26 protein-coding genes are annotated in these 23,875 nt (G+C 63.0%); 10 read left to right on the top strand and 16 right to left on the bottom strand.

Going from position 1 to position 23,875, the window contains the following annotated elements; translation table 11 throughout:
- Positions 1–36 precede the first annotated feature (36 nt).
- Positions 37–1,338, bottom strand: a complete 1,302-nt coding sequence (locus PCS43_RS05275) for a TrpB-like pyridoxal phosphate-dependent enzyme (protein WP_003945451.1) — start codon at positions 1,336–1,338, stop codon at positions 37–39.
- Positions 1,339–1,565: 227 nt separating this feature from the next.
- The gene (locus PCS43_RS05270; protein ID WP_003945940.1) at positions 1,566–2,024 is read right to left on the bottom strand and encodes a PaaI family thioesterase; all 459 of its coding nucleotides are present in this window, start codon (positions 2,022–2,024) and stop codon (positions 1,566–1,568) included.
- 85 nt (positions 2,025–2,109) lie between these two features.
- Between PCS43_RS05270 and PCS43_RS05265 the strand changes: the two genes are divergently transcribed.
- The 3 genes from PCS43_RS05265 (at position 2,110) to PCS43_RS05255 (ending at position 4,540) form a co-directional block, all read left to right on the top strand.
- The gene (locus tag PCS43_RS05265; RefSeq protein WP_007734151.1) at positions 2,110–2,685 is read left to right on the top strand and encodes a TetR/AcrR family transcriptional regulator; all 576 of its coding nucleotides are present in this window, start codon (positions 2,110–2,112) and stop codon (positions 2,683–2,685) included.
- Between the two features lie 72 nt (positions 2,686–2,757).
- Positions 2,758–3,261 (top strand): SRPBCC family protein, encoded by a 504-nt coding sequence (locus tag PCS43_RS05260; protein ID WP_019746932.1) that lies wholly within the window; start codon positions 2,758–2,760, stop codon positions 3,259–3,261.
- A 28-nt stretch (positions 3,262–3,289) separates the two neighbouring features.
- Positions 3,290–4,540, top strand: coding sequence for an NADH:flavin oxidoreductase/NADH oxidase family protein (locus PCS43_RS05255; RefSeq protein ID WP_007734160.1), 1,251 nt, complete (start codon positions 3,290–3,292; stop codon positions 4,538–4,540).
- Here the strand turns inward: PCS43_RS05255 and PCS43_RS05250 are convergent, their stop codons facing one another.
- Positions 4,541–5,416: an aldo/keto reductase gene (locus PCS43_RS05250; RefSeq protein WP_063315018.1), complete on the bottom strand. Its 876-nt coding sequence runs from the start codon at positions 5,414–5,416 to the stop codon at positions 4,541–4,543.
- Positions 5,417–5,469: 53 nt separating this feature from the next.
- Positions 5,470–6,570 (bottom strand): alanine dehydrogenase, encoded by a 1,101-nt coding sequence (gene ald, locus PCS43_RS05245; RefSeq protein ID WP_209911358.1) that lies wholly within the window; start codon positions 6,568–6,570, stop codon positions 5,470–5,472.
- 109 nt (positions 6,571–6,679) lie between these two features.
- Between ald and PCS43_RS05240 the strand changes: the two genes are divergently transcribed.
- Entirely contained in the window at positions 6,680–7,201 is a 522-nt protein-coding gene (locus PCS43_RS05240; RefSeq protein ID WP_058227650.1) for an Lrp/AsnC family transcriptional regulator, read from the top strand.
- A gap of 7 nt (positions 7,202–7,208) precedes the next feature.
- Here PCS43_RS05240 and PCS43_RS05235 read toward each other — a convergent pair whose 3' ends face one another.
- Genes PCS43_RS05235 through PCS43_RS05225 form a run of 3 tightly spaced genes read right to left on the bottom strand, consistent with a single transcriptional unit; the run spans position 7,209 to position 9,598 of the window.
- Entirely contained in the window at positions 7,209–8,273 is a 1,065-nt protein-coding gene (locus PCS43_RS05235; protein ID WP_209911362.1) for a maleylacetate reductase, read from the bottom strand.
- 1 nt (position 8,274) lies between these two features.
- A complete protein-coding gene (locus PCS43_RS05230; RefSeq protein ID WP_020906267.1) occupies positions 8,275–9,063 on the bottom strand; it encodes a pirin family protein in 789 nt (262 codons plus the stop codon).
- A gap of 37 nt (positions 9,064–9,100) precedes the next feature.
- Positions 9,101–9,598, bottom strand: coding sequence for a VOC family protein (locus tag PCS43_RS05225; RefSeq protein WP_054781329.1), 498 nt, complete (start codon positions 9,596–9,598; stop codon positions 9,101–9,103).
- Between the two features lie 110 nt (positions 9,599–9,708).
- Here PCS43_RS05225 and PCS43_RS05220 point away from each other — a divergent pair, with 110 nt between their 5' ends.
- Both PCS43_RS05220 and PCS43_RS05215 read left to right on the top strand, forming a co-directional pair.
- Complete coding sequence (locus tag PCS43_RS05220) at positions 9,709–10,179, top strand: MarR family winged helix-turn-helix transcriptional regulator (RefSeq protein WP_073512015.1); 471 nt, start codon at positions 9,709–9,711, stop codon at positions 10,177–10,179.
- 62 nt (positions 10,180–10,241) lie between these two features.
- Positions 10,242–11,060 (top strand): HAD family hydrolase, encoded by an 819-nt coding sequence (locus tag PCS43_RS05215; RefSeq protein WP_073512014.1) that lies wholly within the window; start codon positions 10,242–10,244, stop codon positions 11,058–11,060.
- A 1-nt stretch (position 11,061) separates the two neighbouring features.
- Here the strand turns inward: PCS43_RS05215 and PCS43_RS05210 are convergent, their stop codons facing one another.
- From PCS43_RS05210 to PCS43_RS05175, 8 genes are all read right to left on the bottom strand, one after another.
- Entirely contained in the window at positions 11,062–11,949 is an 888-nt protein-coding gene (locus PCS43_RS05210) for an alpha/beta fold hydrolase (protein ID WP_003945464.1), read from the bottom strand.
- A 225-nt stretch (positions 11,950–12,174) separates the two neighbouring features.
- Entirely contained in the window at positions 12,175–12,840 is a 666-nt protein-coding gene (locus PCS43_RS05205; protein WP_073512013.1) for a hypothetical protein, read from the bottom strand.
- Between the two features lie 122 nt (positions 12,841–12,962).
- Positions 12,963–13,727, bottom strand: coding sequence for an SDR family NAD(P)-dependent oxidoreductase (locus tag PCS43_RS05200; protein ID WP_054827265.1), 765 nt, complete (start codon positions 13,725–13,727; stop codon positions 12,963–12,965).
- Positions 13,728–13,873: 146 nt separating this feature from the next.
- Positions 13,874–14,926 (bottom strand): acyl-CoA dehydrogenase family protein, encoded by a 1,053-nt coding sequence (locus PCS43_RS05195; protein ID WP_003945931.1) that lies wholly within the window; start codon positions 14,924–14,926, stop codon positions 13,874–13,876.
- Positions 14,923–15,888 (bottom strand): acyl-CoA dehydrogenase family protein, encoded by a 966-nt coding sequence (locus tag PCS43_RS05190; RefSeq protein WP_007734178.1) that lies wholly within the window; start codon positions 15,886–15,888, stop codon positions 14,923–14,925. The genes PCS43_RS05195 and PCS43_RS05190 overlap by 4 nt, the downstream gene beginning before the upstream one ends.
- A complete protein-coding gene (locus PCS43_RS05185) occupies positions 15,885–17,045 on the bottom strand; it encodes an acyl-CoA dehydrogenase family protein (protein WP_007734181.1) in 1,161 nt (386 codons plus the stop codon). The genes PCS43_RS05190 and PCS43_RS05185 overlap by 4 nt, the downstream gene beginning before the upstream one ends.
- Entirely contained in the window at positions 17,045–17,917 is an 873-nt protein-coding gene (locus PCS43_RS05180; RefSeq protein ID WP_007734183.1) for an enoyl-CoA hydratase, read from the bottom strand. The genes PCS43_RS05185 and PCS43_RS05180 overlap by 1 nt, the downstream gene beginning before the upstream one ends.
- Complete coding sequence (locus PCS43_RS05175) at positions 17,914–19,455, bottom strand: FadD3 family acyl-CoA ligase (protein ID WP_007734186.1); 1,542 nt, start codon at positions 19,453–19,455, stop codon at positions 17,914–17,916. Before PCS43_RS05175 ends, PCS43_RS05180 begins: the two co-directional genes overlap by 4 nt.
- Before the next feature lie 55 nt (positions 19,456–19,510).
- Here PCS43_RS05175 and PCS43_RS05170 point away from each other — a divergent pair, with 55 nt between their 5' ends.
- The 4 genes from PCS43_RS05170 to PCS43_RS05155 all read left to right on the top strand — a co-directional run bounded on the left by PCS43_RS05170 (position 19,511) and on the right by PCS43_RS05155 (position 23,460).
- On the top strand, positions 19,511–20,740 hold the full coding sequence (locus tag PCS43_RS05170; RefSeq protein ID WP_007734188.1) for an acyl-CoA dehydrogenase family protein: 1,230 nt from the start codon (positions 19,511–19,513) through the stop codon (positions 20,738–20,740).
- Positions 20,740–21,552 carry an SDR family oxidoreductase gene (locus PCS43_RS05165; RefSeq protein ID WP_003945582.1) on the top strand — a complete coding sequence of 271 codons (813 nt, stop codon included), beginning with the start codon at positions 20,740–20,742 and terminating at the stop codon, positions 21,550–21,552. Before PCS43_RS05170 ends, PCS43_RS05165 begins: the two co-directional genes overlap by 1 nt.
- Before the next feature lie 76 nt (positions 21,553–21,628).
- Positions 21,629–22,300, top strand: a complete 672-nt coding sequence (locus PCS43_RS05160; RefSeq protein WP_003945807.1) for a TetR/AcrR family transcriptional regulator — start codon at positions 21,629–21,631, stop codon at positions 22,298–22,300.
- 11 nt (positions 22,301–22,311) lie between these two features.
- Complete coding sequence (locus PCS43_RS05155) at positions 22,312–23,460, top strand: acetyl-CoA C-acetyltransferase (RefSeq protein ID WP_007734192.1); 1,149 nt, start codon at positions 22,312–22,314, stop codon at positions 23,458–23,460.
- A 54-nt stretch (positions 23,461–23,514) separates the two neighbouring features.
- Here PCS43_RS05155 and PCS43_RS05150 read toward each other — a convergent pair whose 3' ends face one another.
- Entirely contained in the window at positions 23,515–23,832 is a 318-nt protein-coding gene (locus tag PCS43_RS05150) for a DUF4333 domain-containing protein (protein ID WP_020906277.1), read from the bottom strand.
- Positions 23,833–23,875: the final 43 nt, after the last annotated feature.

Genomic DNA, 23,875 nt, shown 5'->3' with positions numbered 1-23,875 from the left:
TGGCCTCGTACGCACGAGACCACCACACCGACGGCGTCAGACGTAAGGCGAGTACGCCGGAAGATCCAACTGACCGTTGCCGGACAGCCCGATCACGATCACCTCGGGTTCGGTGACGGCACGGGCGTGAGCGATAGCGCCGGCAACCGCGTGGGTTGATTCCGGAGCCGGGATGATTCCTTCGGCGCGGGCGAAAATCAGACCTGCCTGGAGTGCGTCGTCCTGATCGACGGCAATTGCATCCATGAGTCCGAGGTTGACCGCGTGCGAGACCATCGGCGACATGCCGTGGTAGCGGAGGCCACCGGCATGGATGGCCGGCGGTACGAAATCCTTACCCAGAGTGTGCATCTTGAGCAGCGGCGTCAGGCCGGCGACGTCACCGAAGTCGTAGCGGTACTCGCCCTGGGTGAGGGACGGGCATGCCGACGGCTCGCAGGCGACCAGACGAGTCTTGGTGCCTTCGCGAAGGTTTCGTCCCAGGAACGGGAAGGTGAGTCCGGCGAGGTTGGAACCGCCGCCGGCGCAACCGAACACGGTGTCGGGGACGGCGTCGCCGGCTTCTTCGAGCTGGACCATTGCTTCCTGACCGATCACGGTCTGGTGCAGCATGACGTGGTTCAGCACGCTACCGAGTGAGTAGTGCGTGTTCGGATCCTGCGCAGCGACCTCGACGGCCTCACTGATGGCCATACCGAGCGAGCCGGTGGTGTCGGGATGCGACTTCAACAGTGCGCGTCCGGCTTCCGTCAGGTCCGAAGGCGACGGGTGACAGATTCCGCCGTACGCCTCCATCTGGATGCGTCGGTACGGCTTCGAATCGAAGGACGAGCGAACCTGCCATACCTCGACGTCGAGTCCGAGCAGCGCGCCCGCGAACGACAGCGACGCACCCCACTGTCCCGCACCGGTTTCGGTGGTGAGCTTGGTGGTTCCCTCGATTGCGTTGTAGTAAGCCTGCGCGACAGCAGTATTCGGCTTGTGTGAACCGACCGGGCTCACGCCTTCGTACTTGTAGTAGATGCGGGCAGGTGTGCCGAGAGCGCGCTCGAGTCGATGCGCGCGGAACAGGGGAGAGGGCCTCCACATGCCGTAGATCTCGCGAACCGTCTCCGGGATCTCGATGTAGCGCTCGGTTGCGACTTCCTGCGCGATGAGGTTCATCGGGAACAGCGGCGCCAAGTCCTCGGGGCCGAGCGGCTCACGAGTGCCCGGATGCAGGTGCGGGGGAACAGGCTCGGGGAGGTCAGCCGCCAGGTTGTACCAGTGCGTCGGCACTTTCGACGGGATGGAGACGCCCAAAGGCTCGAGCGAACGGTTGAGTGGGGTGGTGGTCAACTAACTCTCCTTCGTGGATTCGGTACCTGATCTTGGCGGTCGTAGCGACGACGCGTACGGCATTTGCCGGATCGGGGATCCTGAGAGGAGCCTGCTGGACCACCCGATATCGGTCCGGGCAGCACGCAGTTGCGGCTGACCGTCAGCGGTCGGGCCACCAGAGGTGCGCAGTGAGCAGGGTCACGAGCCGATCGTACATCGGCACTCGCACCCTGCTCACGTCGGGCTTAGCGGAAAATCATGCACGTCGTAGTTCCGTGCGCCACCAACTTGCCGTTCTTGTCCAAGACCTTGCCCTCTGCGGTCGCGGTGCGCCCGCCCACGTGAATGACACTGCCGTGGGCTGTCAGCTCGTCACCGTCGAGAGGCACAGTGCGGATGTAGTTGAGCTTGAGTTCGAGGGTCGTGTAGCCGACGCCGGCCGGAAGCATCGTGTGTACCGCGCAGCCCATGACCGAGTCGAGCAGCGTTGCGCAGATGCCGCCGTGCACAGTGCCGAGCGGGTTGCTGAAATCGGCGCGCGGGGTCAGGGCGAAGCTCACGGATCCTTCGTTGACCTCGCGCATCTCCATGCCGAGGAGGCGTCCGATGCTGGGCCGGTCGTTGACCTGCGTTCCCATCCAGCGGAGAAGTTCGAGGCCTGTCATCTGCGCCGGATCGACGGTCGCGGTTGTCTCGTCACTCATTGTTTCATCCCATCACTATGTAGGTCGTCATACATAACGTAGCGTATGAGTCGACAGGTGTACCGACGGCCGAAGGATCTGTGACATGGCAGAGCTGAGCTCACGTGATCGCATGATTCGTAGTGCGGTCGAACTGATCAGCCGCAACGGCGTCGATGCGACATCCTTCAGCGACGTCATCAAGCACAGCGGCGCGCCCCGTGGGTCGATCTACCATCACTTTCCAGGCGGCAAGACCGAGTTGATGGTCGAAGCTGTGCGCGCGGCCGGTGCGATCATCACCAGACGAATCAGCTCGGCTGCGGCTACCGGTTCCACGGCCGACGTGATCGAAGCGGTCGGAGACATCTGGCGACTCAATCTCACACGCTCGGACTTCGCGATCGGCTGCCCGGTGATTGCCGGCGGGTTGGCGCGTGCCAGTGAGCCAGAAGTCGCGGAAGTGTCGGCTGAGGTCATGCTGGGATGGCAGAAGTTGATCGAATCGCAACTCGAAACTGCGGGTTATCCTGCAGTGCAGGCAAAATCGATGGCAAACCTGACGATCACGTCGGTCGAAGGTGCAGTGGCGGTGTGCCAGACGACTCGAAGTATCGAGCCGCTCGAACAGGTCATCGCTTCACTGCAGGGGCTCTCTCGTTCTGAGGCTTGGTCCCGCTGAGCCTTCGGGGGTTGACTTCGGTCGTCAAGTATCCGTAACTTCATGTAACGGCTAATTGGGCAGGAGTAGGCGATGACACATTGGTTCGACCTCGAACCGGTCGGTGTCGATTTCTTCGACACGGCACCGCATATCTTCACGTACTCGATCGATCTCGCCGCCGAACCTGACGCCGTCTGGGCCGGTCTGACCGCCGACGAGCCTTTGTCGTGGTGCCGACTGCTCACAAAAGTGCACTACACCTCGCCGCGCCCCTACGGCGTCGGCACGCGCCGAATCGCGGAGGTGGGCGGCGGTGCGATGCAGATGCGCGAAAAGTTCATCACCTGGGACGACGAAACGCGTCGGCACTCGTTTTACGTCGAACAGTCCAATGTTCCGCTGTTCCAATCCTTCGCGGAGGACTACCGCGTCGACGAGCTCGCAGTGGGTTCGAGACTGCAGTGGAATTTTGCATTCTCGCCGCGTCCGAAGCTGTCGCTCGCGGTGCGCGGCGGGCTACCGGTCAACTCGCTGATCTTCTCGAGCTTCGTGCGCGATACCAAGCGGCACTTCGGTTCTGCGCCACGCCATTGACTTTCTTCCCTTCATACGAGAGGCATCCATGACCACGCTCGGAGAATCGTTGACTTTGCCCTGCGGGCAGATCCTGCGGAATCGCACGATGAAAGCTGCGCTCAGCGAGGCTCTGGGTGACCGCACTCATGGACCGTCCACTCGCTTGGAAACGCTGTACGGTCGTTGGGGCAGTGGCGGGTTCGGTTTGCTGATCACCGGCAATGTCATGGTCGATCGATCGCAGATCGCCGAACCGGGCAATGTCGTCGTCGACGACGATCGTGATGCCGAAGCACTGACTGCCTGGGCCAAGACCGCCAAGAACGGCGGCGCCGAGATCTGGATGCAGCTGAACCACCCAGGGCGGCAATCCAACCCGATTGCCAGCAGAGGTAGACCGGTCGCCCCGAGCGCGATCGCGCTGAAGATTCCGGGAATGGCGACGCCGCGAGAACTCTCGACCGCTGAGATCGACGAGATCATCGACAAGTTCGCGGAAACCGCTCGCGTCGCCGAGTCCTCCGGCTTCGGGGGCGTGCAGATACACGCAGCGCACGGTTATCTTGTTGCGCAGTTCCTTTCGCCCTTGTCCAATCAGCGGACGGACGAGTGGGGTGGAGATCCTGAGCGTCGACGACGCTTTCTGATCGAGATCGTTCGGCGCATACGCTCTGCCGTTGCTCCGGGATTCGCGGTCTCGGTCAAGCTCAACTCGGCTGATTTCCAACGAGGTGGATTCTCGGAAGACGAGTCGCGAGAAGTAGTGCGCGCGTTGACCGAAGAGTCGGTGGATCTCATCGAGATCAGCGGTGGCAGTTATGAATCGCCGGCCATGATGGGTAAAGCGCAGAAGCAGAGCACTCGCGATCGAGAGGCATATTTCCTCGAGTACGCCGAGACAGTCCGAGCGATTGCCGGCGACATTCCCTTGGCGGTCACCGGCGGCTTCCGCTCGCGATCGGCGATGGTCGAGGCACTGGCTTCCGGCGCGTGCGACGTGATCGGCCTCGGCCGGCCGACGATCACGATCCCCGACGCGGCAACCGTTCTCCTGGAATCGGATCGGGAACGATTGACCGTGCCGACTGTTGAGTTCGGAGCGCGGAAGTTGTTGGGGAAGGTTGCCGACATCTCGATGCTCGACGGTGCACTCGACCTGCAGTGGCATACCGATCAGCTGCACCGGATGGGCGACGGAAGCGAGCCGGATCCGGCTCGGCCGTGGTGGAAGACCCTCGGAACGATGGTGAGGCGAAACGGATTCGATGCGCTTCGCCCCACCAAACGAGCGGCTTGATCAGTTCGGTGCACCGATGTTGAGTTCATCGGGATGCGCGCCGACGCGGGTACCGTCGTCGAGCGTATCGATTTCGCTCAGGTCGAGATCGGTGAGTTCGAAGTCGAATACGTCGATGTTCTGAGCGATTCGAGCATCGTGTACGGATTTCGGGATGACGATCAGGCCGTTCTGAAGGTGCCAACGGATCAGGACCTGCGCGGCAGTCTTGCTGTGGCGGTCACCGATTCGAGTGATGATCGGGTCGGTGAGCAGGGTGTTGGGCTTGGACGCCTTACCCCAACCTGCGTTACTGGTACCGCCGAGTGGGCTCCACGATTCGACCTTGATCCCGTGCTCGGCGGCCTTGTCGCGAATGGCCTGCTGCGTGAGGTGCGGGTGCAGTTCCACCTGATCGACTGCGGGCAACAATCCACCGCGTTCGACGAGAAGCTGCAGATGATGCGGCTCGAAGTTGCACACCCCGATTGCCTTGGCGCGGCCCGATTCCGCGATCTTTTCGAGTGCGTCCCACGTGCGGAGGAGTCGGTCGTTGTCCTGCAGAGGCCAGTGGATGAGGTAGAGATCGACGTAGTCGACGCCGAGCTTGTCGATGCTGGTGTCGAAAGCCTTCAACGCCGGCTCGTAGCCCTGATCTGCATTCCACAGCTTCGTAGTGAGGAAGATGTCCTCTCGCGCGACGGACGAGTTGGCGATACCTCGTCCGACGCCCTCTTCGTTTCCATAGGCGGCAGCGGTGTCGATGTGCCGGTAGCCGGCCTCGTCGAGTGCGAACCGTACTGCATGCTCGGTTTCGTCGTTGGTGGCCTGCCAGACTCCGAGGCCGAGTTGCGGGATCGTGGTTCCGGAATTCAGCGTGATGTCAGGAATGCTCATGGATCAAGGCTAGCGATCTCGAGCTGTCCTTGCCTGGGTCAGAGCTGCCTGGGTCAGAGAGTGGTAGCCGAGTACCCATGCGCCGCTGCAACACTGTCGGACAGGAGCAGGCCGTCGTGTGTGCTCAGACCTGACCCCAGGCCGGGAACTGTCGCGACCGCGTCCTTCCACCCCTTGTCGGCCAAGGCGACGACGTACGGAAGCGTCGCGTTGGTGAGTGCGTAGGTGGACGTACGGGGGACCGCTCCGGGCATGTTCGCAACGCAGTAGAAGACCGAACCGTGAACCTGGTACGTCGGATCGGCGTGCGTGGTCGCGTGTGAATCCTCGAAGCAGCCGCCCTGGTCGATGGCGATGTCGACCAGGACAGAACCCGGCTTCATACGCGCCACCAGGCTGTTGGAGACGAGAGTCGGCGCCTTCGCCCCGGGGACCAGCACTGCGCCGATGACCAGGTCGGCGTCGAGTACTGCCTGTTCGAGTTCGAAGCTGTTGGACGTGATGGTCTTGACCTGGCCGTGGTACAGCTCGTCGATTTCCCGCAGGCGCGCGATCGACAGGTCGAGAACGGTGACGTCGGCCTGCATGCCGTAGGCCACGGCGATGGCGTTCTTGCCGGAGACTCCCGCACCGATCACCACGACCTTGGCGGGGCGCACTCCGGGTACGCCGCCCATCAGCACTCCGCGTCCGCCGCCGTGACGCATCAAGTGATAGGCGCCCGCCTGCGGTGCCAGGCGTCCGGCTACTTCACTCATCGGGGCGAGGAGGGGCAGTGAACCGTCGGAACCGACAACTGTTTCGTAGGCGATGGAGGTGGTCTTCGACGTCAGGAGCGCGTCGGTGCAGTCCTTCGACGCCGCCAGGTGCAGGTAGGTGAAGAGAACCTGATCCTTACGGAGTCGCGAATACTCTTCTGCAATAGGTTCTTTGACCTTCAGGAGTAGATCTGCGTCCGTCCAGACCTGATCGGCAGATCCGAGGATCTGCGCGCCCGCGGCCTTGAAATCCTCGTCACTGAACGAGGAGCCGACGCCTGCACCCGTTTCGATGACGACTTCGTGTCCTCGACCGACCAGTTCGTGGACGCCTGCTGGGCTGATGGCCACGCGGTACTCGTGGTTTTTGATCTCGCGGGGGATTCCGACCTTCATGACACGGCTCCGAACTGAGTCTGTTGTTTCTTCGAATGGCAGGTGCCAAGCATGAAGTTTCGTCGCCAGATAGTGAAGAGAAGTGAAGATAATTCTCTACGCTGTATGTATGGTGCGTGAAAGTTCAAAAATCGGTATTCAGACGGCTGCCTCGCCGAAGCATGTTCGGGCAGCAATGAAGTTGGACGAGATCGACCGGGTTCTGCTCGAAGAGCTGGCGAAGGATGCGAGGATTCCGAACAATGCGCTGGCCGCGATCGCGGGAATTGCGCCGTCGACATGCCTCGGCCGTGTGCGCGCCTTGGTGGACAACGGCGTGATCAGGGGATTCCATGCGGACATCGACCCCGCCGCTCTCGGAATGGATCTGCAGGCGATGATCGCAGTTCGACTGCAGGCCAACGCACGGTCGCACCTCAGCCGGCTCGGCGACGATTTCGCCAAGCTGGACTCCGTGCTCAACGTGTATTTCGTGGCGGGTGTCGACGACTACATGCTGCACGTCGCAACGACGGATTCGGCGCAGTTGCGTGACTTCGTCGTCAACAATCTCTCGGCGCATCCGGCGGTTGCTGCGACCGAGACGATTCTGATCTTCGAACATGTCAGGCCGCGAGGCGGTACTGCCTGATTCGTTCTCACCTGATGGCGGGTCGACGCCCGGACCAGGCGTTCTCGAGGAGTTCGCTCAGGCCTGCCGGGGTGATCTCACGCGGGTTCGGATAAGCGGCGGCGTTCGCGAGTTCGACTGCACGGCCGATCTGATCGTGACTCATTCCCACCTCTCGCAGAGAGGTCGGTCCGCCGCACGAGGTGACGAGGTCGAAAACGCCGGTGGCGGCGTCGGATACACCTAAGGCAGTCGCTATTCGAGACATGACTTCCGGGACGGCAGGCGCGTTGAACGCCATTGCCTGGGGAAGGACAACGGCGTGGGTGGGAGCGTGCGGCAAACCGAAGCTGCCACCGAGGGTGTGGCACAACTTGTGATGAAGCCCCATACCGACCGTGCCCAAGCAGGTTCCGGCCAACCAGGCTGCTTGCAGTAGTTCGGCCCTACCTTCCAGATTTTTCGTATCATCGACAATGCTCGGCAGCGCACGGGCGATCCCGGAGATCGCCTCGATCGCCATCAAGTCCGTGATCGGGTTGGACTCGGTGGAGTACAACGCTTCAATCGCATGCGCCATCGCGTTGACGGCGCTGGTGACGGTGGTATCCAGCGGCAGATCGAGAGTGAGGTCGACGTCGTAGATGACGGTTTCCGGTCTGATGTGGGGAGAGGAGCGAGTTGTCTTGCGTCCGTTCTCTGTTTCACCCAACACAGGAGTGACTTCTGATCCCGCGTACGTTGTCGGAACGACGATCTGATCGAACCCCGCTCGTAGTGCCAATGCCTTGGACAACCCGGTTGCCGAACCGCCGCCGATCGCGACGACCGTGTCGACGTGATGGTTCTCGGCAAGTCTCAGCGCGGCTGTCGTGACTTCGATCGGAGTATGCATCACAGCGCCGTCGAAGCAGGCCACCGCCATGTCGCCGAGAGATTCGGTCACGGCGGCGGCAAGCGCGTCCAGTCGACGGCTTGCCAGCACCATCACTCGGCTACGGCCGAGCCGCCGCACTTCTTCGGCGATCGTATCGATCATCCCTTGGCCGAAGACAATTCGAGCCGGTGAAGCGTCGTACGAGAAGGGCTTCATGTCATCCCTGCGAAACGGTGGCGTGCATTTCCCAGACGATGACCTCTGCCCCGGTATCGGAGCTGAGCTGCTGACCTCCACCGCCGGATACTCGCACCGCGTCACCTTGTTCGAGCACTCCGACGCCTTCCATGGCGGCCTGACCGTCGGCGACAAAAACATGCAGGAACGGTGCGTCCGGCAGGGTCACAGGTTGTCCGGGTTGCAGACGCGCAACGTGCATCGCGGCGTACTTGTTCTTGATCCGGATTGCCGAGTGATCGGCGTACGCGTCCATGCCCGACGCGACGGGAACCAGTCCACCGGCAAGCAATTCGGCGTCGATCTCCAACTGCTCGTATCCGGGCGTGATTCCGGCCTCGTCGGGGACGACCCACATCTGGATGAAGTGAACCGGGTCGCTGTGCTTGTCGGAATGCGCACCCGCCACGTCACCGAGTCGCCACGAATCGTTCTTCTCCGAATGCAGGATTCCCGTTCCAGCGCTCATCCGCTGGGCGAGACCGGGGTAGATGACGCCCGAATGCCCCATCGAATCCTGATGTACGAGAGAACCTCTCAGTACCCAGGTGACGATCTCCATGTCCTGGTGCGGGTGGGTATCGAATCCCATTCCGGGCGTGACGATGTCGTCGTTGTTGACCAGGAGAAGACCGTGGTGAGTGTTCTTCGGGTCGTAGTGATTGCTGAACGAGAACGAGTGCTTCGAGTCCAGCCAGCCGGCATTGGACTTGAAGCGATCCCCGGATCGACGGATATCGAGGTTCGGCTGCGACAGAGTGGAGGTCATGGTGTGCCTTCCGAATGGTGTGGGGGAGAGCAAGTTTTCAGAGGACGTGATTGCCGTACATCTCACCGAGTGGGTCGGCGATCAGCTCGAGTCGAGCGCCGTCGGGATCGCGGAAGTACAACGAGACCTCGCTGTGCTCGATCAGTTCGACGCCGGCCTCGGTCAGTTGGGTGCGCAGCTTCGCCCACTTGGCAGGTTCGACGCTGATCGCGATGTGGTGGAGGCCGCCGAGTACTTCTTGGTACGGGCCCACGTCGAGACCCGGGAAGTCGAAGAACGCCAGAAGGTTGCCATTGCCGATGTCGAAGAAGAAGTGCGACGACCCGGGATAGTCACGGTTCTCGATCAACTCGGTGAGTGGGAATCCGAGGAGATCCTGGTAGAACTTCACGGTTCGTTCGACGTCACTGCTGATCAGGGCCGTATGGTGCAGGCCGCGTGCGGTCGATGCGGGTCGTTTGTCGGCGGGGAGCAGATGTCGATCCCTGATCTCGGCCCGGCGTTCCTCGAACTGCACTGCGTTGTTGTCGCTCATAGCGCCCGCCTCCCGGTTGAATCTTCACTTCGAACAAGTAGTTGACTAATCAACTACATTAGAATAGCTCATTTGATTTCGTTGTCAACTACTTCGGATATGCTGGCGTTATGGAATCAGTGCGGTGGTTGACCGACTCGGAGCAATCGGCCTGGCGGGCGTATCTGGACTCGACGCGACTGCTGCAGCGTGTGCTCGACCAACAATTGATGCGAGACTCCGACATTTCGTTCACGGACTTCGAACTGTTGGTTGCTCTATCCGAAGCGCCTGGGCGGCAACTGCGCATGAGTGAGCTCGCCGATGCTGTGATGGCGACCCGAAGTGGTGTGACCAGGGCCGTCAATCGCCTGGTCGGTTCCGGTTGGGTGCGCAGGGTCGAGTGTGTCGACGACAAGAGGGGCGCTAATGCGGAGCTGACCGACCAGGGTGCCGAGAAATTGGCGTCGGCAAGCCCGGCGCACGTGGCCGCTGTACGGGAGAGCATGTTCGACCTGCTGAGCCCGCGAGATGTCGAGCGGCTGGGTGTGGTCTTCGGTGAGATGCGTCGGCACCTTCTCGAGGCCCAAGCAAGTAATTGACAGAGCAACGGCCCATGTCACGTAGTTGGTGAGGGCTGCGAACGGACTGCCATCATGGTCTGGTGACCCGTATTCGTATGTTCGCAACCGACCTCGACGGCACCCTGCTGCGCTCCGACCGAACGATTTCGGCGCGCACCGCGCAGGCCATGGAGAACGCGCGGCTCGCGGGGATCGAAGTTGTGTGGGCGACGGCCCGGGCCAGGCATTCGGTACACACGTTGGCGAGCTCGTGCGGATTTCGCGGTAAAGCTGTGTGTGCCAACGGAGCTGTCATTCTCGACCTGGCGGACGGGACTCCGGAGATCGTCGACACCGTCTCGATCGAAACATCTCTGGCTGCAACGGCTATGGAGCAAGTTCGGTCGCTGGTTCCGGGCGTCGTGTTCGCGAACGTCGGACCCACGCAGTTCTTTGCCGAGCCGGAGTACGCCGCTCTGTGCGAGTTCGCGGACCATCACCGGCACCTGCACGAGATGGTGCTCGCCGACACCTTGCCGCTCGATGTCGAGCCGATGGTCAAGATCGTGGCCCGGCATGCGGAGGTTTCCAGCGCCGACCTGTACCGAACAGCGGTCGCTGCGGGCATCCAAGGCGTGGAGTTGACCCACTCCGGGGCTCCGTACATGGAAATGGCAGCGGCGGGCGTTTCGAAGGCCAGCGCTCTCGCGCAGTTGTGCGCGATCGACGGCATCGACGCGTCGGAAGTGGCCGCGGCCGGTGACGCCTTCAACGACGTTGCGATGCTGACCTGGGCCGGAACGGCTCTGGCGCCCGCCAACGCCAGAGCCGAGGTCATCGAGCTCGCCGACCGAATTTTGCCCACGAACGACGAGGACGGGGTGGCGAGCTACCTCGAAGAGCTGGTTGCGGGGAGCTAGTTCAGCTGCTGACGGCCTTGGGTCCGGTGCCGATACCGACTCCGCAGTCCGTCATGAATTCGGAGAAGACGCGGTCGAACCGATCCGGGTAGTCAAGGTGCGGGAAATGTCCGGCGCGCTTGAAGATCTCCACCCGCCCCAGCGGTAGTTCGGCGCGAGCGTTCTCGGTGTGGGCGTTGGGGATGATGGTGTCTTCCTCGCCCCACACCAGTAGTGCCTGCAGATTCTTGAAGTTGGCGAAATGCGGAGTGGCATTGACGGTTTGGCCGTTGTAGTTGATGACCGATCGCGCGGTCGCCAGAAATGCCTGACGCGTCGACGCGTCCGACACCGAAGCAAAGCTCTTACGGGCCTCGCTCGCGCTGGCACCGAGCTTGAACAGGCCGATCTTGTTGAAAAGTCCGAGCGCTTTGTCGGTCACGTCGGTCAGCGTCCTCGACGCGAGGACGGGAAGTACCAGTTCGCTGCCGGGCAGAGTCGCCGCGCGCAGGAGTGGGCTCACCTCGGGGCCGAGTCCGCCGCTGGCCACCAGGCACAGCCGCTCCACCCGGTCGGGGAACAGGTACAGCGTCTGCATCGCGATCCCACCACCGAGGGAGTGACCGACGAGGGTGGCCGACGGAATATCGAGGGCTTCGAGGAGGTCGCGAACGGTGGCGGCGTGAGCACTGAGTGAATAGTCGCCGGCAGGCTTGTCCGACGCACCATGTCCGAAGAGATCAGGGGCGATCACGCGGTAATGACGCGAGAGCGTCTCGATCTGCGGCTCCCAATTGGAGTGCGCGCCCAGTAGGCCGTGAATGAGCACCACAACGGGGCCACTGCCTTGGTCGACGTACTTGAGCTGGTCGCCGTGCAATACAACCGTCTGTAGTTGGTCGGTTGCCATGATTGAACCTTTCGGAGCCGCCAGTGTCTGTGGCTGCTCGCGTGTTGTCGGACCGCACCCGCCCCGACGCGGATCCACGGGTATTTGTGACCGGGAGTAACCCCAGTTCCCTCAGTATGCCCACCGAGGGGCCCGATGTCGTCGCCATCGGGCGTGTTGTGACGAACCGTGAGCCGTCGGCTGAGGGGAGACGTACAACTCACCGCCGCGTGTCGGCGCCGCTGATCAGGCGAAATCGACCAGTTTGCCGAAAGTGAGGTTGATGTCCCACGGTGTGACGCCCCACGTCTCGATCGCTGATACCGCGAAGATTCCGGCAGCCTCGATGGTGTCCTGTGAGGCTGGTGCCGAAACGGAAACGCCGGTTTGTCCGCTCGGAACCTCCGGCCAGACGCCGGTTCCGGCGGGCGCGGGGGTGGCCTCCATGACCGCGTTGGCCAGTCCCGATTCGTCGACGGTCGTGAAGAGGCAGTTCGGCTCGTGCGGAGCATCCCACCCGCCGAGTTCCGCGAGCCAGAATTCGCCACGTCCAGCAGCGGAGATCGCGACCGACGCGAGTACCGATTCGAGATCTTCCCAAGCGTCGGACGTCGGGGCCGACGCCTCGGTGAGCTTGAACGGTGCGGCAAGTGCAGTGCTGTCAGGGGAAGCGAAGCGCGGCTGCACAGTGAGGGCCTGGGTCTGGGTATCCAGAAACGCAACCTCTCGGAACTTGTTGTCCGGCAGGGTCGTACGGGCTACGAGACCGCGTCCCAACAGTGCGCCGAGCGCCGCGGGATCGTCGACGCTCCACAAGCGGGTCTCGTCCTCGGACCAGGTGCGGATCTTTCCGCCGACGACGGGACTGATCAGCACGGGCTCGAGGTTCGTAGTGCCTGTTGACTCGCTCACCGCTGGCTCCCCACCGCACGTCGTACCGCCGGACCGGTTCCGGGCGACGAGATAAGTATGCCGCCTCGCTGCTGTGCGCCTTTATTAACCGCCGGGGGTTAAAAAAGGCGCACAGCAAGTGGTCACATATGCGTGCCGCCGTCGATGCGGATTTCCGTTCCGGTGACAAACGAGCCGTCCTCGGAAGCGAGCATCGCGATCACGCCGGCGACCGCGGACGGGGGAGCGAAACCCTCACCGATTGCCGGGGCCAGCTTGCCGAGCAGCGTGAAGTCGATGTCGGCCGGGAAGCCGGGATCGGAGGTCATGCCCGAAGCGATGCTGCCGGGTGCGACGGCCACGGCGCGAAGGCCCTGCTTGCTGTACTCGAGTGCAAGTGCGTGCGTGAAGGATTGGATTCCGCCCTTCGACGCTGCATATGCCGTCATATACGGGTGGGCGAAGGTGGCCGACGTGGAACTGAAGTTGACCACGACGCCTGCCCCGCTTTCGAGCAGTGCCGGCAGGGACTCCCTCGTCATGAGGAATGTGCCGGTGAGGTTGACCCCGATGACGGTGTTCCAGAAATCGAGTGTCATCTCGTGGGTGTGTGCGGAGCGCAGAATGCCCGCCGCATTGACCAGCACGTCGAGGCCGCCCAGAGCCTTGAGCGCAGCGCCGACCTGTTCGCGAACAGACTCCTCGCTGGAGATGTCGACCTTCACCGTGGTGAGGCGATCGGAGTGGCCGGCGTCCTTCGCGGTGTTCAGCGTCTGTTCGAGGCCGGTCTCGGAAATGTCGGCGGCGACGACGGTGCCACCTTCTGCCAGGATGCGGGCAACGGTGGCCTGGCCGATTCCGGATCCTGCGCCGCTGATGAGGACGCGCTTGTCGTCGAATCGATTCACGAGAAAACTCCGGTCTGTGGGATGGACAGCTGTCTGGTGACCGATTCTGCGCGATCCAGAGCTATTAATCTGCTGGGCATTCCACTGACTGGGCACCAGTGGTGCTTGTTCGCGCGCAATCCCGAGCGAACAAGCACCGACGTCTCCTAGAGGCCCGCTGCCTGCGCGAGGCTCGGCAGGTAGGTGCTCGGCTGACCGAAGAGCTGAGCGCTGCCGTGTGCACGCTTGAAGTACAGCTGAGCGTCGTGCTCCCAGGTGATTGCGATTCCGCCGTGCAACTGAACCGCTTCGGAGGTGATCTGCTGCAAGGCTTCCGAGCAGTAGACCTTCGCCACTGCCGCGTCGTCCGCCGACTGCGTCGCCACGGCGGCGTACGTCATCGAGCGCGCCGTCTCGACCAACGTGTACATGTCGGCCATCCGATGCTTGAGGGCCTGGAAAGAACCGATCGCGCGACCGAACTGCTTGCGCGACTTGGTGTATTCCACGGTCTGTTCGACGATCGCTGCGGCCGCTCCCACCTGTTCAGCAGACAAGGCGATCAGAACGACGGTTCGGATCCGATCGACCAGATCTTCGGACCACTCCAGTGGCCGACCACGAACACCGGAGAACGTGACCTCCGCCAGCGTTCGCGTCGGATCCATGGTGGGGACGCGTCGGCGGGAGACGCCTTCGGCCGCTGGATCCACTTCGTAGAACCCGTCGGCCGTGAGAACGAGCAGGGTGTCTGCGACGTGTCCGTCGAGGACGTACGACGCCGTGCCGGTCAACGCGTCTTCGGTTGCCTCGACGCCGAAGGTGCTCCAACCCGCGGCACCTGCCCAGCACAGAGCGAGCGTGCTCTCGCCGGACGCGACACCGGGCAGCAGTCGCGAGCATGCGTCGTTGTCACCGGAAAGCAGCAGTGCCTGTGCGGCAAGAATCGCCGAACCCAGCATCGGTGACGGGGTCAGCGTGCGGCCCAATTCCTCCTGGACCACGTGTACTTCGCCCAAACCTGCTCCGACGCCGTCGAACTCCTCCGGAATCGCCAACGCGGCGACGCCGATCTGCTCGCACAGCTTGCTCCACAAAGCGGCGTCGTAGCCGATCTCTGTGGTGATGGCGGCGCGGACGGCAGCGGAGTCGGAATGCTTGCTCAGGAGATCGCGTACCGATGCGCGCAATGCTGCCTGGTCTTCGGTGTCGATGCTCATGATGCAACCAGCGCTTCGACGACGCGTGCGCGATGCTCGGACGGTGTGCCCCACGCGGTGAGCAGCGCCCGTACCTTGGTGAGCCACAAGGAGAGATCGTGTTCCATCGTGTAGCCGATGGCGCCGTGAACCTGGAGTCCGACGCGAGCGGCCTTGTACGCAGCATCCCCGCACGCGACCTTGGCCGCAGAGATGTCACGCGAGGCGTCGGCCGACTGATCGCGAACCGACAGTGCGGCGCCGTGCAGCAGGGGGCGAGCCATCTCGAGGGAGACGGCAACCTCGGCCAGGTGGTGCTTCATGGCCTGGAACTGTCCGATGACCTTGCCGAACTGCTTGCGCTGCTTCGCGTATTCGGTGGTGACCTCGAGCAGTGTCTGTCCCAGGCCCTGCAACTGCGCGGCAGTGGCAAGAGCGCCCATGTCGAAGGCGGCCGAGAAGTCGGCGGAGCCCAGTGATTCGCCGGCGGAAACCTCGTAGAGCTTGCGGGAGAGATCCACTGATGCCTTGGCTTCGCCAGGGACGCCGAGTGATACGGCACCGTCCTGCGCTAGCAGAACCAGATCCACCGCATCGGCGTCGAGCGCGAACGGTGTGCGCGGGGGAGCTGCGACGGTTGCCAGCGAACCCTCGGCGAGAGCAGAGAGACGTTCCGGTGCAACGGAAGCCAGGAGCGTCGGCGCCACGGCGATCGTTTCGACGACCGGTCCGGGTACTGCGTGCCGACCGAGCTGTTCGAGCGCAACGACCAGGTCGACGGCGTCGGCGCCGAGTCCGTCGTGCTCTTCGGAGATGACGAGACCGTTGACGCCGGTCTCGGCGAGGCGCTGCCAGAGCTTCTTGCCCGGCTCGGTGTCACCGTCGTTCCACGAACGGATGACGGCGGGCATGTCGGACTTGGTCAGCAGCGCATCGATGCTTGCAGCGAAGTCCTGGTGGGAGGAGTCGAGCGCGAATCTCATCGGTCCGCCTTCGGTAGGCCGAGCAGACGCTCAGCGATGACGTTTTTCTGAATCTCGTTGGTGCCTGCGTAGATCGGGCCGGACAGGGAGAACAGGTATCCGTCCATCCAGTTGTCGGCCAACTCGGCTTCAGGGCCCTGAAGTTCGAGAGCAGTCTCGTGGGTGGCGATATCCCACTCGGACCAGAAGACCTTGTTGATCGAGGACTCGGCGCCGAGCTGTCCACCGTCGGCCAGACGGGTGACGGTGCCGAATGTGTTGAGTTGGTAAGCGCGAGCGCCGATCCAGGCGTCGGCGACCTGGTTGCGCAGAGCGCTGTCGTCGGTGCGTCCGCTGGACTTGTACAGCTCGAGCAGGCGGTCGACGGTGGCGAGAAAGCGGCCGGGGCTGCGCAGCGAGAGACCACGCTCGTTGCTCGCGGTGCTCATCGCGACCCGCCAACCTTCGTTGACGTTTCCGATCACACCCGACTCACCTGGGTTGGCCGGGTCGTCCGGAACGAAGACGTCTTCGAGGAAGATCTCGGCGAAGCCGGGCTCACCGTCGAGCTGATCGATCGGGCGAACGGTGACACCCTTCGACCGGAGGTCGAACATGAAATACGTGATGCCCTTGTGGCGCTGCGCATCCGGATCGGAGCGGAACAAGCCGAAGCCCCAGTCGGCGTAACTCGCGCGTGAGCTCCACGTCTTCTGACCGTTGAGCAGCCAGCCGCCGTCGACCTTCTTCGCACTCGAACGCAGGCTAGCGAGGTCGGAACCGGATTCGGGCTCGGACCAGGCCTGGGCCCAGATGTCGTCGGCACGAGCCATGCGCGGCATGATGCGAGCCAACTGCTCGGCATTTGCATGCTCGAACAGTGTGGGAGCCAACAAGAAGATGCCGTTCTGGCTTACGCGGCCGGGCGCGCCCGAGCGGTAGTACTCCTCCTCGAAGATGACCCATTCGAGCAGGGACGCATCGCGTCCGCCGAGTTCCTTGGGCCAGGAGACGACGGCGTAGCCGGCATCGGCGAGTGTGTGCTCCCACTGACGGTGCTCTTCGAAGCCTTCGGCGGTATCCATCGACTTCAGGGGAGTCGCGGGCACATTCGCTTCCAGGAACGAGCGAACCTCGTCACGGAATGCGGTTGTGGCGTCGTCGAATACGAGATCCACTAGTTTGTTCCTTCCTGCGGTGCGCGAGCACTGGCAGCCATAGCTTTGGCGTCGAGACCACCAAGCGAGTCTTTGCCGACTTCGGCGTTGTGAGCGTGAGCGAAGTGATGCAGACCGAAGACGGAGTCGATGCCGTTGCGCATCCCCATCTGATCCTCGCACTGATTGACGGCCTTCTTGGTCAAAGCCAGTCCGAAGCGCGGCATCTCGGCGATACGTCCGGCGAGCTCGAACGTCTCCTTCTCGAGATGCTTGCGGGCGACGACGCGGTTCACCATGCCGATTTCGTATGCACGTTGCGCGGTGAACCGATCGCCGGTGAAGAGCATTTCCTTGGCGAATCGTGAACCGACCATCCACGGGTGCGCGAAGTATTCGACGCCGGGGATGCCCATGCGGACAACGGGATCGGAGAAAAAGGCGTCGTCGGCCGCGACGATCATGTCGCAGACCCAGGCGAGCATGAGCCCGCCGGCAATGCAGGCGCCTTGCACCATCGCGATGGTGGGCTTGGGGATCTCCCGCCAACGGCGGCACATGCCCAGGTAGACCTCCATCTCGCGGGCGAAACGCTGGTCACCGCCTGGCTTGTCGACGTGATCCCACCACATGGTGGCCTTGTTCTCGTACTCGACGTGATGGTCGCGTCCCGGAGTTCCCAGGTCGTGACCGGCACTGAAGTGAGGTCCGTTGCCTGCCAGGACGATCACCTTCACCTCGTCGTCTTCGACGGCGCGCTGGAATGCCGCGTCGAGGGCGTACGTGACCACCGAGTTCTGGGCGTTGCGGTAGTCGGGTCGATTCAAGGTCACGACGGCGACCGAGTCACGAACTTCGTAGGTCACGACGTCGGCTTCGAAGGGAACGGTCATGATTGTTCCTCGCGCAGAACCGTTTTGAGGACCTTGCCCGAAGGGTTGCGGGGCAGGTGATCTACGAAGCGCACCTCGCGGGGCACCTTGAAGCCTGCGATCTTCTCCTTGAGGAAGGCGATTACCGACTCTTCGGTGAGGCCGGCACCGTCGAGTTGGGCGATGTAGACGCGGCCCACCTCTCCCATCCGGTGATCGGGGATGCCGATGGCAGCAGACTCGTGGACGCCGGGCAGGCGAGCCAACATGCCCTCGATCTCGGCGGGGTAGACGTTGAATCCGCCGCTGACGTACATGTCTTTCAGACGGTCGGTGATGTCGAGATAGCCACGCTCGTCGAGGGTTCCGACGTCTCCGGTGTGCAGCCAGCCGTCGGCGTCGATTGCCTTGGCGGTGGATTCGGGGTCGTCGAGGTATCCGAGCATGACGTTCGGTCCACGAAGCAGGATCTCACCCTGGTCGCCGATCTTGACCTCGAAATCGGCTGTCGCGCGGCCGGAACTGGTGGAGACGGTGACCGGGTCGTCGTCGGTGCGGCACATGGTCGCAACCACTGCCTCGGTCAAACCGTATGCCGTGAGGACGGCGTCGAAAAGCTCTGCTTGCATGCGCTCGACGAGAGCAACCGGCACGGGTGCTGCGCCCGTGATCGCGATGCGGAGCGAGGACAGGTCGTATTCGCTGCGGCGGGGATGATCGAGGATGGTCTGGTAGATCGTCGGGGCGCCGGGCAGGATGCTGATCTTCTCGCTGCTGACCAATGCGAGGGTGTCGTCGATGTTGAAGACGGACACCGGCACGATCGTCGCACCGTTCAACAGGCAGACCAGGATTCCGGCCTTGTATCCGAAGGTGTGGAAGAACGGGCTGATGATGAGGAAGTTGTCGTCGGCGGTGACCTCGGCGCATTCACCCCACGACTTGGCGACAGCGATGGACTGACGATGCGCGGTGATCGCACCCTTGCTGCGTCCCGTGGTGCCGGAGGTGAAGAGGATGTCGCTGACGTCGTCTGGCTGCACCTTCGCAGCACGCGCGTCGGCTTCGGTGCGGGCGGCGTCGGTGGCGAGCGCGAGGAAGTCCTCGAACTCGATGACGCCGTCACGGTCGTCGTCCCCGTCGATCGGTACCTGGATGACGGTGGGGATCCTCAGGTCCGGATTGGCGTCGAGCAACTGCTGGTACCGGTCGGCCTTGAGGAACGTGCCGACGACCACCAGGGCAGCTGCGTCGACGCGCTCGATGATGTCGAGTGCTTCGGTGCCGGTGTAGCGCGTGTTGATCGGGATGATGGCTGCGCCGGCGTACTGAGCGCCGAGCAGGGCGATCACCCAGTGGTACGTGTTGGGCGCCCAGATGACGACGCGGTCGCCTGCCTTCACCCCACGGTTGATCAGTGCGCCGGCGAAATCGCGGACGCGCTGATGTAGCTGTGCGAAGGTCAGTCGGGTGTCGCCATCGGCGATAGCCGCGCGCTCACCGAACTCCTCGGCGGCCCGGATGAGGGCTGATGGGATGGTTCTCGGTTGTTCGGTCACTGGACTCCTACCTGACACGCTACCTAGCAAGTGCTTGGTAGGTTATCTTACATATGTGGACCAGAGCGAGAGCCCGGACGGGCAGATGACGGACGACGAGTTTGCGGCCACGGTCGCGCAGTGGTTGGCCGAGAACTTGACGGGCAAATTCGCCCAGCTCAAGGGTAAGGGCGGCCCCGGCAGTGAGCACGAGTTCTTCGAGCAACGACTCGAGTGGGACAAGCACCTCGCAGCGTCGGGGTGGACGTGCCTCGGGTGGCCGAAGGAGTTCGGCGGGCGGGGAGCAAGCATCTCCCAGCAGGTCATCTTCCATCAGGAGTACGCGAAGGCCGGTGCGCCCGCTCGCGTCAGCCACATCGGTGAAGAGCTGCTCGGCCCGACGCTGATCGCGTACGGCACCGACGAGCAGAAGCGCCGATTCCTTCCTGGCATCAACACGGTCAGTGAACTGTGGTCGCAGGGCTACTCCGAGCCCGGCGCCGGTTCCGACCTCGCGAACGTCTCCACGACCGCACGCCTCGAAGACGGCAAGTGGATCATCAACGGCCAGAAGGTGTGGACCTCACTGGCTCACGTCGCGCAGTGGTGCTTCGTGGTCTGCCGCACCGAGGTGGGCTCCAAGCGTCACCAGGGGTTGAGCTTCCTGCTTGTCCCGTTGGATCAGCCCGGTGTGACAGTTCGGCCCATTCAGCAGCTCACCGGCACATCGGAGTTCAACGAGGTCTTCTTCGACGACGCCGTCACCGATGCCGATCTGGTGGTCGGGGAACCCGGCGAGGGCTGGAAGATCGCGATGGGGCTGCTCACCTTCGAGCGCGGTGTATCCACGCTCGGACAGCAGATCGGATTTGCCCGCGAGCTCCAAGGCGTCGTCGACCTGGCGAAAGCCAATGGCAGTGACCAGGATCCGCACATTCGCGAAAAGATCGCCCGCGCGTGGGTCGGACTGCGCGTGATGCGCGCCCACGCGATGCGCACTCTCGACGCGGTCGACGCCGGAACCGGTGGCGGAGAAGCGTCCGTCGCAAAACTGTTGTGGGCCAACTGGCATCGTGATCTGGGACAGCTGGCGATGGACGTGCAGGGTGCGTCGTCGTTGGTTGCACCGTGGGCGGATTCCGAAGGCAATGCCTCGGACATCACCGATCCCGAGCACCTCGAGCTCGACGAATGGCAACGACTCTTCCTCTTCACCCGCGCCGACACGATTTACGGCGGCTCCAACGAAATTCAGCGCAACATCATTTCCGAGCGCGTGCTCGGTCTTCCTCGAGAGGCCCGTTAATGTCTGACACCAAAGCCGCGTCCCCGCTTTCCGTTGCGCCGGAGGAAACCCCGGGCCACGGACTGCTCGCGGGCAAGAAGGCGATCATCACCGCCGCAGCCGGAACCGGCATCGGTTTCTCCACTGCGCGCAGGGTGCTTCTCGAGGGCGGCGACGTTCTCGTCTCCGACTTCCACGAGCGTCGACTCGGCGAGACGGTGGAGAAGCTGAAGGCCGAATTCCCCGGACAGCAGGTCGAATCGATCATCTGCGATGTATCGAGCACCGAGCAGGTCGACGCGTTGTTCGTCGGCGCCGCCGAGAAGTTGGGACGTATCGACATCGTCGTCAACAACGCGGGCCTTGGCGGTGAAACTCCCGTCGTCGACATGACGGACGATCAGTGGGATCGCGTTCTCGACATCACCCTCAACAGCACCTTCCGTTCGACGCGCGCCGCCCTGCGGTACTTCAAGAGCGTTCCCCACGGCGGTGTTCTGGTGAACAACGCGTCCGTTCTCGGTTGGCGCGCGCAGCATTCCCAGGCGCACTACGCCGCAGCCAAGGCCGGCGTCATGGCGCTGACTCGGTGCAGCGCCATCGAAGCAGCGGAGTACGGAGTCCGTATCAACGCGGTCTCGCCTTCCATTGCGCGTCACGCGTTCCTGGCGAAGGTCACCAGTGAGGAACTGCTCGACCAGTTGGCTTCCGGTGAGGCCTACGGCCGCGCCGCGGAGGTCTGGGAGATCGCAACGGTCATCGCGATGCTCGCCAGCGATTACTCCACCTACATGACCGGCGAGATCGTCTCCGTTTCTTCGCAGAGGGCCTAGCGTCCCCGTGCGCGGTTAAGGAGCCCCTGGACTCGCTGACCGCGCACAGGGGAAGGCCCTGGATAGGATTGAATACATGACGCCACCTCGAAATTCCGACGAATCAAACGGCAAGTCCGGGCGCCGCGACGAGCTGCTCGAGATCGCGGCGGGGCTCTTCGCCGATCGCGGAGTGCGCGCGACGACCGTCCGCGACATCGCCGACGCCGCCGGGATCCTGTCCGGCAGCCTGTATCACCATTTCGATTCCAAGGAGTCGATGGTCGACGAAATCCTGCACCAGTTCCTCGACGAACTCTTCGGAAAATACCGCGAGATCGTCGCGGCGGGGTTGGACAGTCGCGCGACGCTCGAAGCACTGGTCGTGACGTCGTACGAGGCCATCGACGCCTCACATTCGGCTGTGGCGATCTACCAGGACGAGGTCAAGCACCTCGTCGGGAACGAGCGCTTCGCTTACCTGGCCGAGCGCAACACCGAATTCCGGGACCTGTGGGTCGGCGTCCTCGAAGCCGGCGTCGCGGACGGGACCTTCCGCTCCGACATCGACGTCGAATTGGTCTTCCGCTTCATGCGCGACACCGTGTGGGTCGCGGTTCGCTGGTACCGACCGGGTGGATCCCTCTCGGCTCACGCCGTCGCGGCTCAATATCTCGCGATCGTGCTCGACGGGCTCTCCGATCCGGCCACAACTTCAGACGCTATTGCTGAATCAACTTCAAGAACTATTGCTGCACAACGAAACTAGGAGCTAACGCTATGTCCGAGGTTTACATCGTCGACGCCATTCGCACACCGATCGGCAAGAGGGGCGGCGCGCTGTCCGGCGTGCACCCCATCGATCTCGGTGCGCACGTCGTCAAGGCACTGGTCGAGCGCACCGGTATCGACCCCAGTGACGTCGACGACGTGATCTTCGGTTGCGTCGACGCCATCGGCGGCCAGGCCGGCAACATCGCCCGTATGTCCTGGCTCGCAGCGGGATTCCCGGAACACGTTCCCGGGGTGACCGTCGACCGTCAGTGCGGTTCGAGCCAGCAGGCAGTGCACTTCGGCGCTCAGGCCATCCTGTCGGGCACCGCGGATCTGATCGTTGCCGGCGGCGTTCAGAACATGAGCCAGATTCCGATCTCGGCAGCGATGATCGTCGGTCAGCAGTACGGATTCGACACGCCGACTTCGGGTTCGGTCGGTTGGACCGAGCGCTACGGTGACCAGGAAGTCTCGCAGTTCAAGGGCGCCGAAATGATCGCCGAGAAGTGGGACATCAGCCGCGAAGAGCTCGAGAAGTGGGCCCTGCAGAGCCATGAGCGCGCCAAGGCTGCAATCGCCGCAGGTCGCTTCGACAACGAGATCGTCGCCATGGGTGACGCGACCGTCGACGAAGGACCCCGCGAGACCAGCCTCGAGAAGATGGCGACGCTCAAGGTTCTCGTCGAAGACGGACGCATGACCGCAGCAGTGGCCAGCCAGATCTCCGACGGTGCGAGTGCGCTGCTGCTGGCGTCGGCGGAAGCGGTGGAGAAGTACAACCTCAAGCCCCGCGCCCGGATTCATCACCTCAGCGCACGCGGCGACGACCCGATCTTCATGCTCAGTGCGCCGATCCCGGCCACGAAGCATGCTCTCGCGAAGGCCGGCCTGAGCATCGACGACATCGACATCGTCGAGATCAACGAAGCTTTCGCCCCGGTCGTCCTGGCCTGGATCAAGGAAATCGGCGCAGATCCGGCCAAGGTCAACGTCAACGGCGGCGCGATCGCACTCGGTCACCCGCTCGGCGCGACCGGCACCAAGCTGATGGCAACCCTGCTCAACGAACTCGAGCGCACCGGCGGTCGTTACGGCCTGCTGACCATCTGTGAAGGTGGCGGCACCGCGAACGCGACGATTATCGAGCGGCTCTGACGCCTTGCTGTGCGCCTTTATTAACCGCCGGCGGTTAATAAAGGCGCACAGCAGTTAGTTGTTCGGCACATCCGCAACCTTGATGTCGAAGTTCGCACTTTCACCGTCAACGCTGGTCACGGTAGCTGTGACGTCGTATTCGGTGCCCTGCTCGGTCAGGATGCACGTGATCGATGCGCCGACTTCGGCGTCGAGGTTCTCCGGACACGTCACGTCGTCGGGTGGCTCGCCGATCTTCTCGGCTAGTTGAGTGGAGATCTGACTTGCGACTTCGGACTTGTCCACTTGCGGCGTCCCGACGCTTGCCGAGCAAGCTCCCGTGGCCAATGCCGCCGAGAGTAAGACGATTCCCACTGCAGGCCTCTTTGTCATGTGAACTCCCAGGGTGCGCCGGTGCTCGCTGCTGCCACCTCAG

Origin of the sequence: Rhodococcus sp. C-2, assembly GCF_027854095.1 — a bacterium.
GTDB lineage: Bacteria > Actinomycetota > Actinomycetes > Mycobacteriales > Mycobacteriaceae > Rhodococcus_F > Rhodococcus_F qingshengii.
The sequence above is the reverse complement of the archived record's forward strand: the minus strand, read 5'-3'. Positions and strand labels throughout refer to the sequence as shown.

What these genes read in the sequence shown, in the direction of transcription:
- PCS43_RS05240 (WP_058227650.1), top strand. Translation starts at nt 6,680, where the DNA reads ATGGTGCGTGAAAGTTCAAAAATCGGTATTCAGACGGCTGCCTCGCCG.
- PCS43_RS05265 (WP_007734151.1), top strand. Translation starts at nt 2,110, where the DNA reads ATGGCAGAGCTGAGCTCACGTGATCGCATGATTCGTAGTGCGGTCGAA.
- PCS43_RS05220 (WP_073512015.1), top strand. Translation starts at nt 9,709, where the DNA reads ATGGAATCAGTGCGGTGGTTGACCGACTCGGAGCAATCGGCCTGGCGG.
- PCS43_RS05270 (WP_003945940.1), bottom strand. Translation starts at nt 2,024, where the DNA reads ATGAGTGACGAGACAACCGCGACCGTCGATCCGGCGCAGATGACAGGC.
- PCS43_RS05165 (WP_003945582.1), top strand. Translation starts at nt 20,740, where the DNA reads ATGTCTGACACCAAAGCCGCGTCCCCGCTTTCCGTTGCGCCGGAGGAA.
- PCS43_RS05255 (WP_007734160.1), top strand. Translation starts at nt 3,290, where the DNA reads ATGACCACGCTCGGAGAATCGTTGACTTTGCCCTGCGGGCAGATCCTG.
- PCS43_RS05195 (WP_003945931.1), bottom strand. Translation starts at nt 14,926, where the DNA reads ATGAGCATCGACACCGAAGACCAGGCAGCATTGCGCGCATCGGTACGC.
- PCS43_RS05235 (WP_209911362.1), bottom strand. Translation starts at nt 8,273, where the DNA reads ATGAAGCCCTTCTCGTACGACGCTTCACCGGCTCGAATTGTCTTCGGC.
- PCS43_RS05150 (WP_020906277.1), bottom strand. Translation starts at nt 23,832, where the DNA reads ATGACAAAGAGGCCTGCAGTGGGAATCGTCTTACTCTCGGCGGCATTG.
- PCS43_RS05160 (WP_003945807.1), top strand. Translation starts at nt 21,629, where the DNA reads ATGACGCCACCTCGAAATTCCGACGAATCAAACGGCAAGTCCGGGCGC.
- ald (WP_209911358.1), bottom strand. Translation starts at nt 6,570, where the DNA reads ATGAAGGTCGGAATCCCCCGCGAGATCAAAAACCACGAGTACCGCGTG.
- PCS43_RS05260 (WP_019746932.1), top strand. Translation starts at nt 2,758, where the DNA reads ATGACACATTGGTTCGACCTCGAACCGGTCGGTGTCGATTTCTTCGAC.
- PCS43_RS05180 (WP_007734183.1), bottom strand. Translation starts at nt 17,917, where the DNA reads ATGACCGTTCCCTTCGAAGCCGACGTCGTGACCTACGAAGTTCGTGAC.
- PCS43_RS05210 (WP_003945464.1), bottom strand. Translation starts at nt 11,949, where the DNA reads ATGGCAACCGACCAACTACAGACGGTTGTATTGCACGGCGACCAGCTC.
- PCS43_RS05225 (WP_054781329.1), bottom strand. Translation starts at nt 9,598, where the DNA reads ATGAGCGACAACAACGCAGTGCAGTTCGAGGAACGCCGGGCCGAGATC.
- PCS43_RS05250 (WP_063315018.1), bottom strand. Translation starts at nt 5,416, where the DNA reads ATGAGCATTCCTGACATCACGCTGAATTCCGGAACCACGATCCCGCAA.
- PCS43_RS05155 (WP_007734192.1), top strand. Translation starts at nt 22,312, where the DNA reads ATGTCCGAGGTTTACATCGTCGACGCCATTCGCACACCGATCGGCAAG.
- PCS43_RS05190 (WP_007734178.1), bottom strand. Translation starts at nt 15,888, where the DNA reads ATGAGATTCGCGCTCGACTCCTCCCACCAGGACTTCGCTGCAAGCATC.
- PCS43_RS05230 (WP_020906267.1), bottom strand. Translation starts at nt 9,063, where the DNA reads ATGACCTCCACTCTGTCGCAGCCGAACCTCGATATCCGTCGATCCGGG.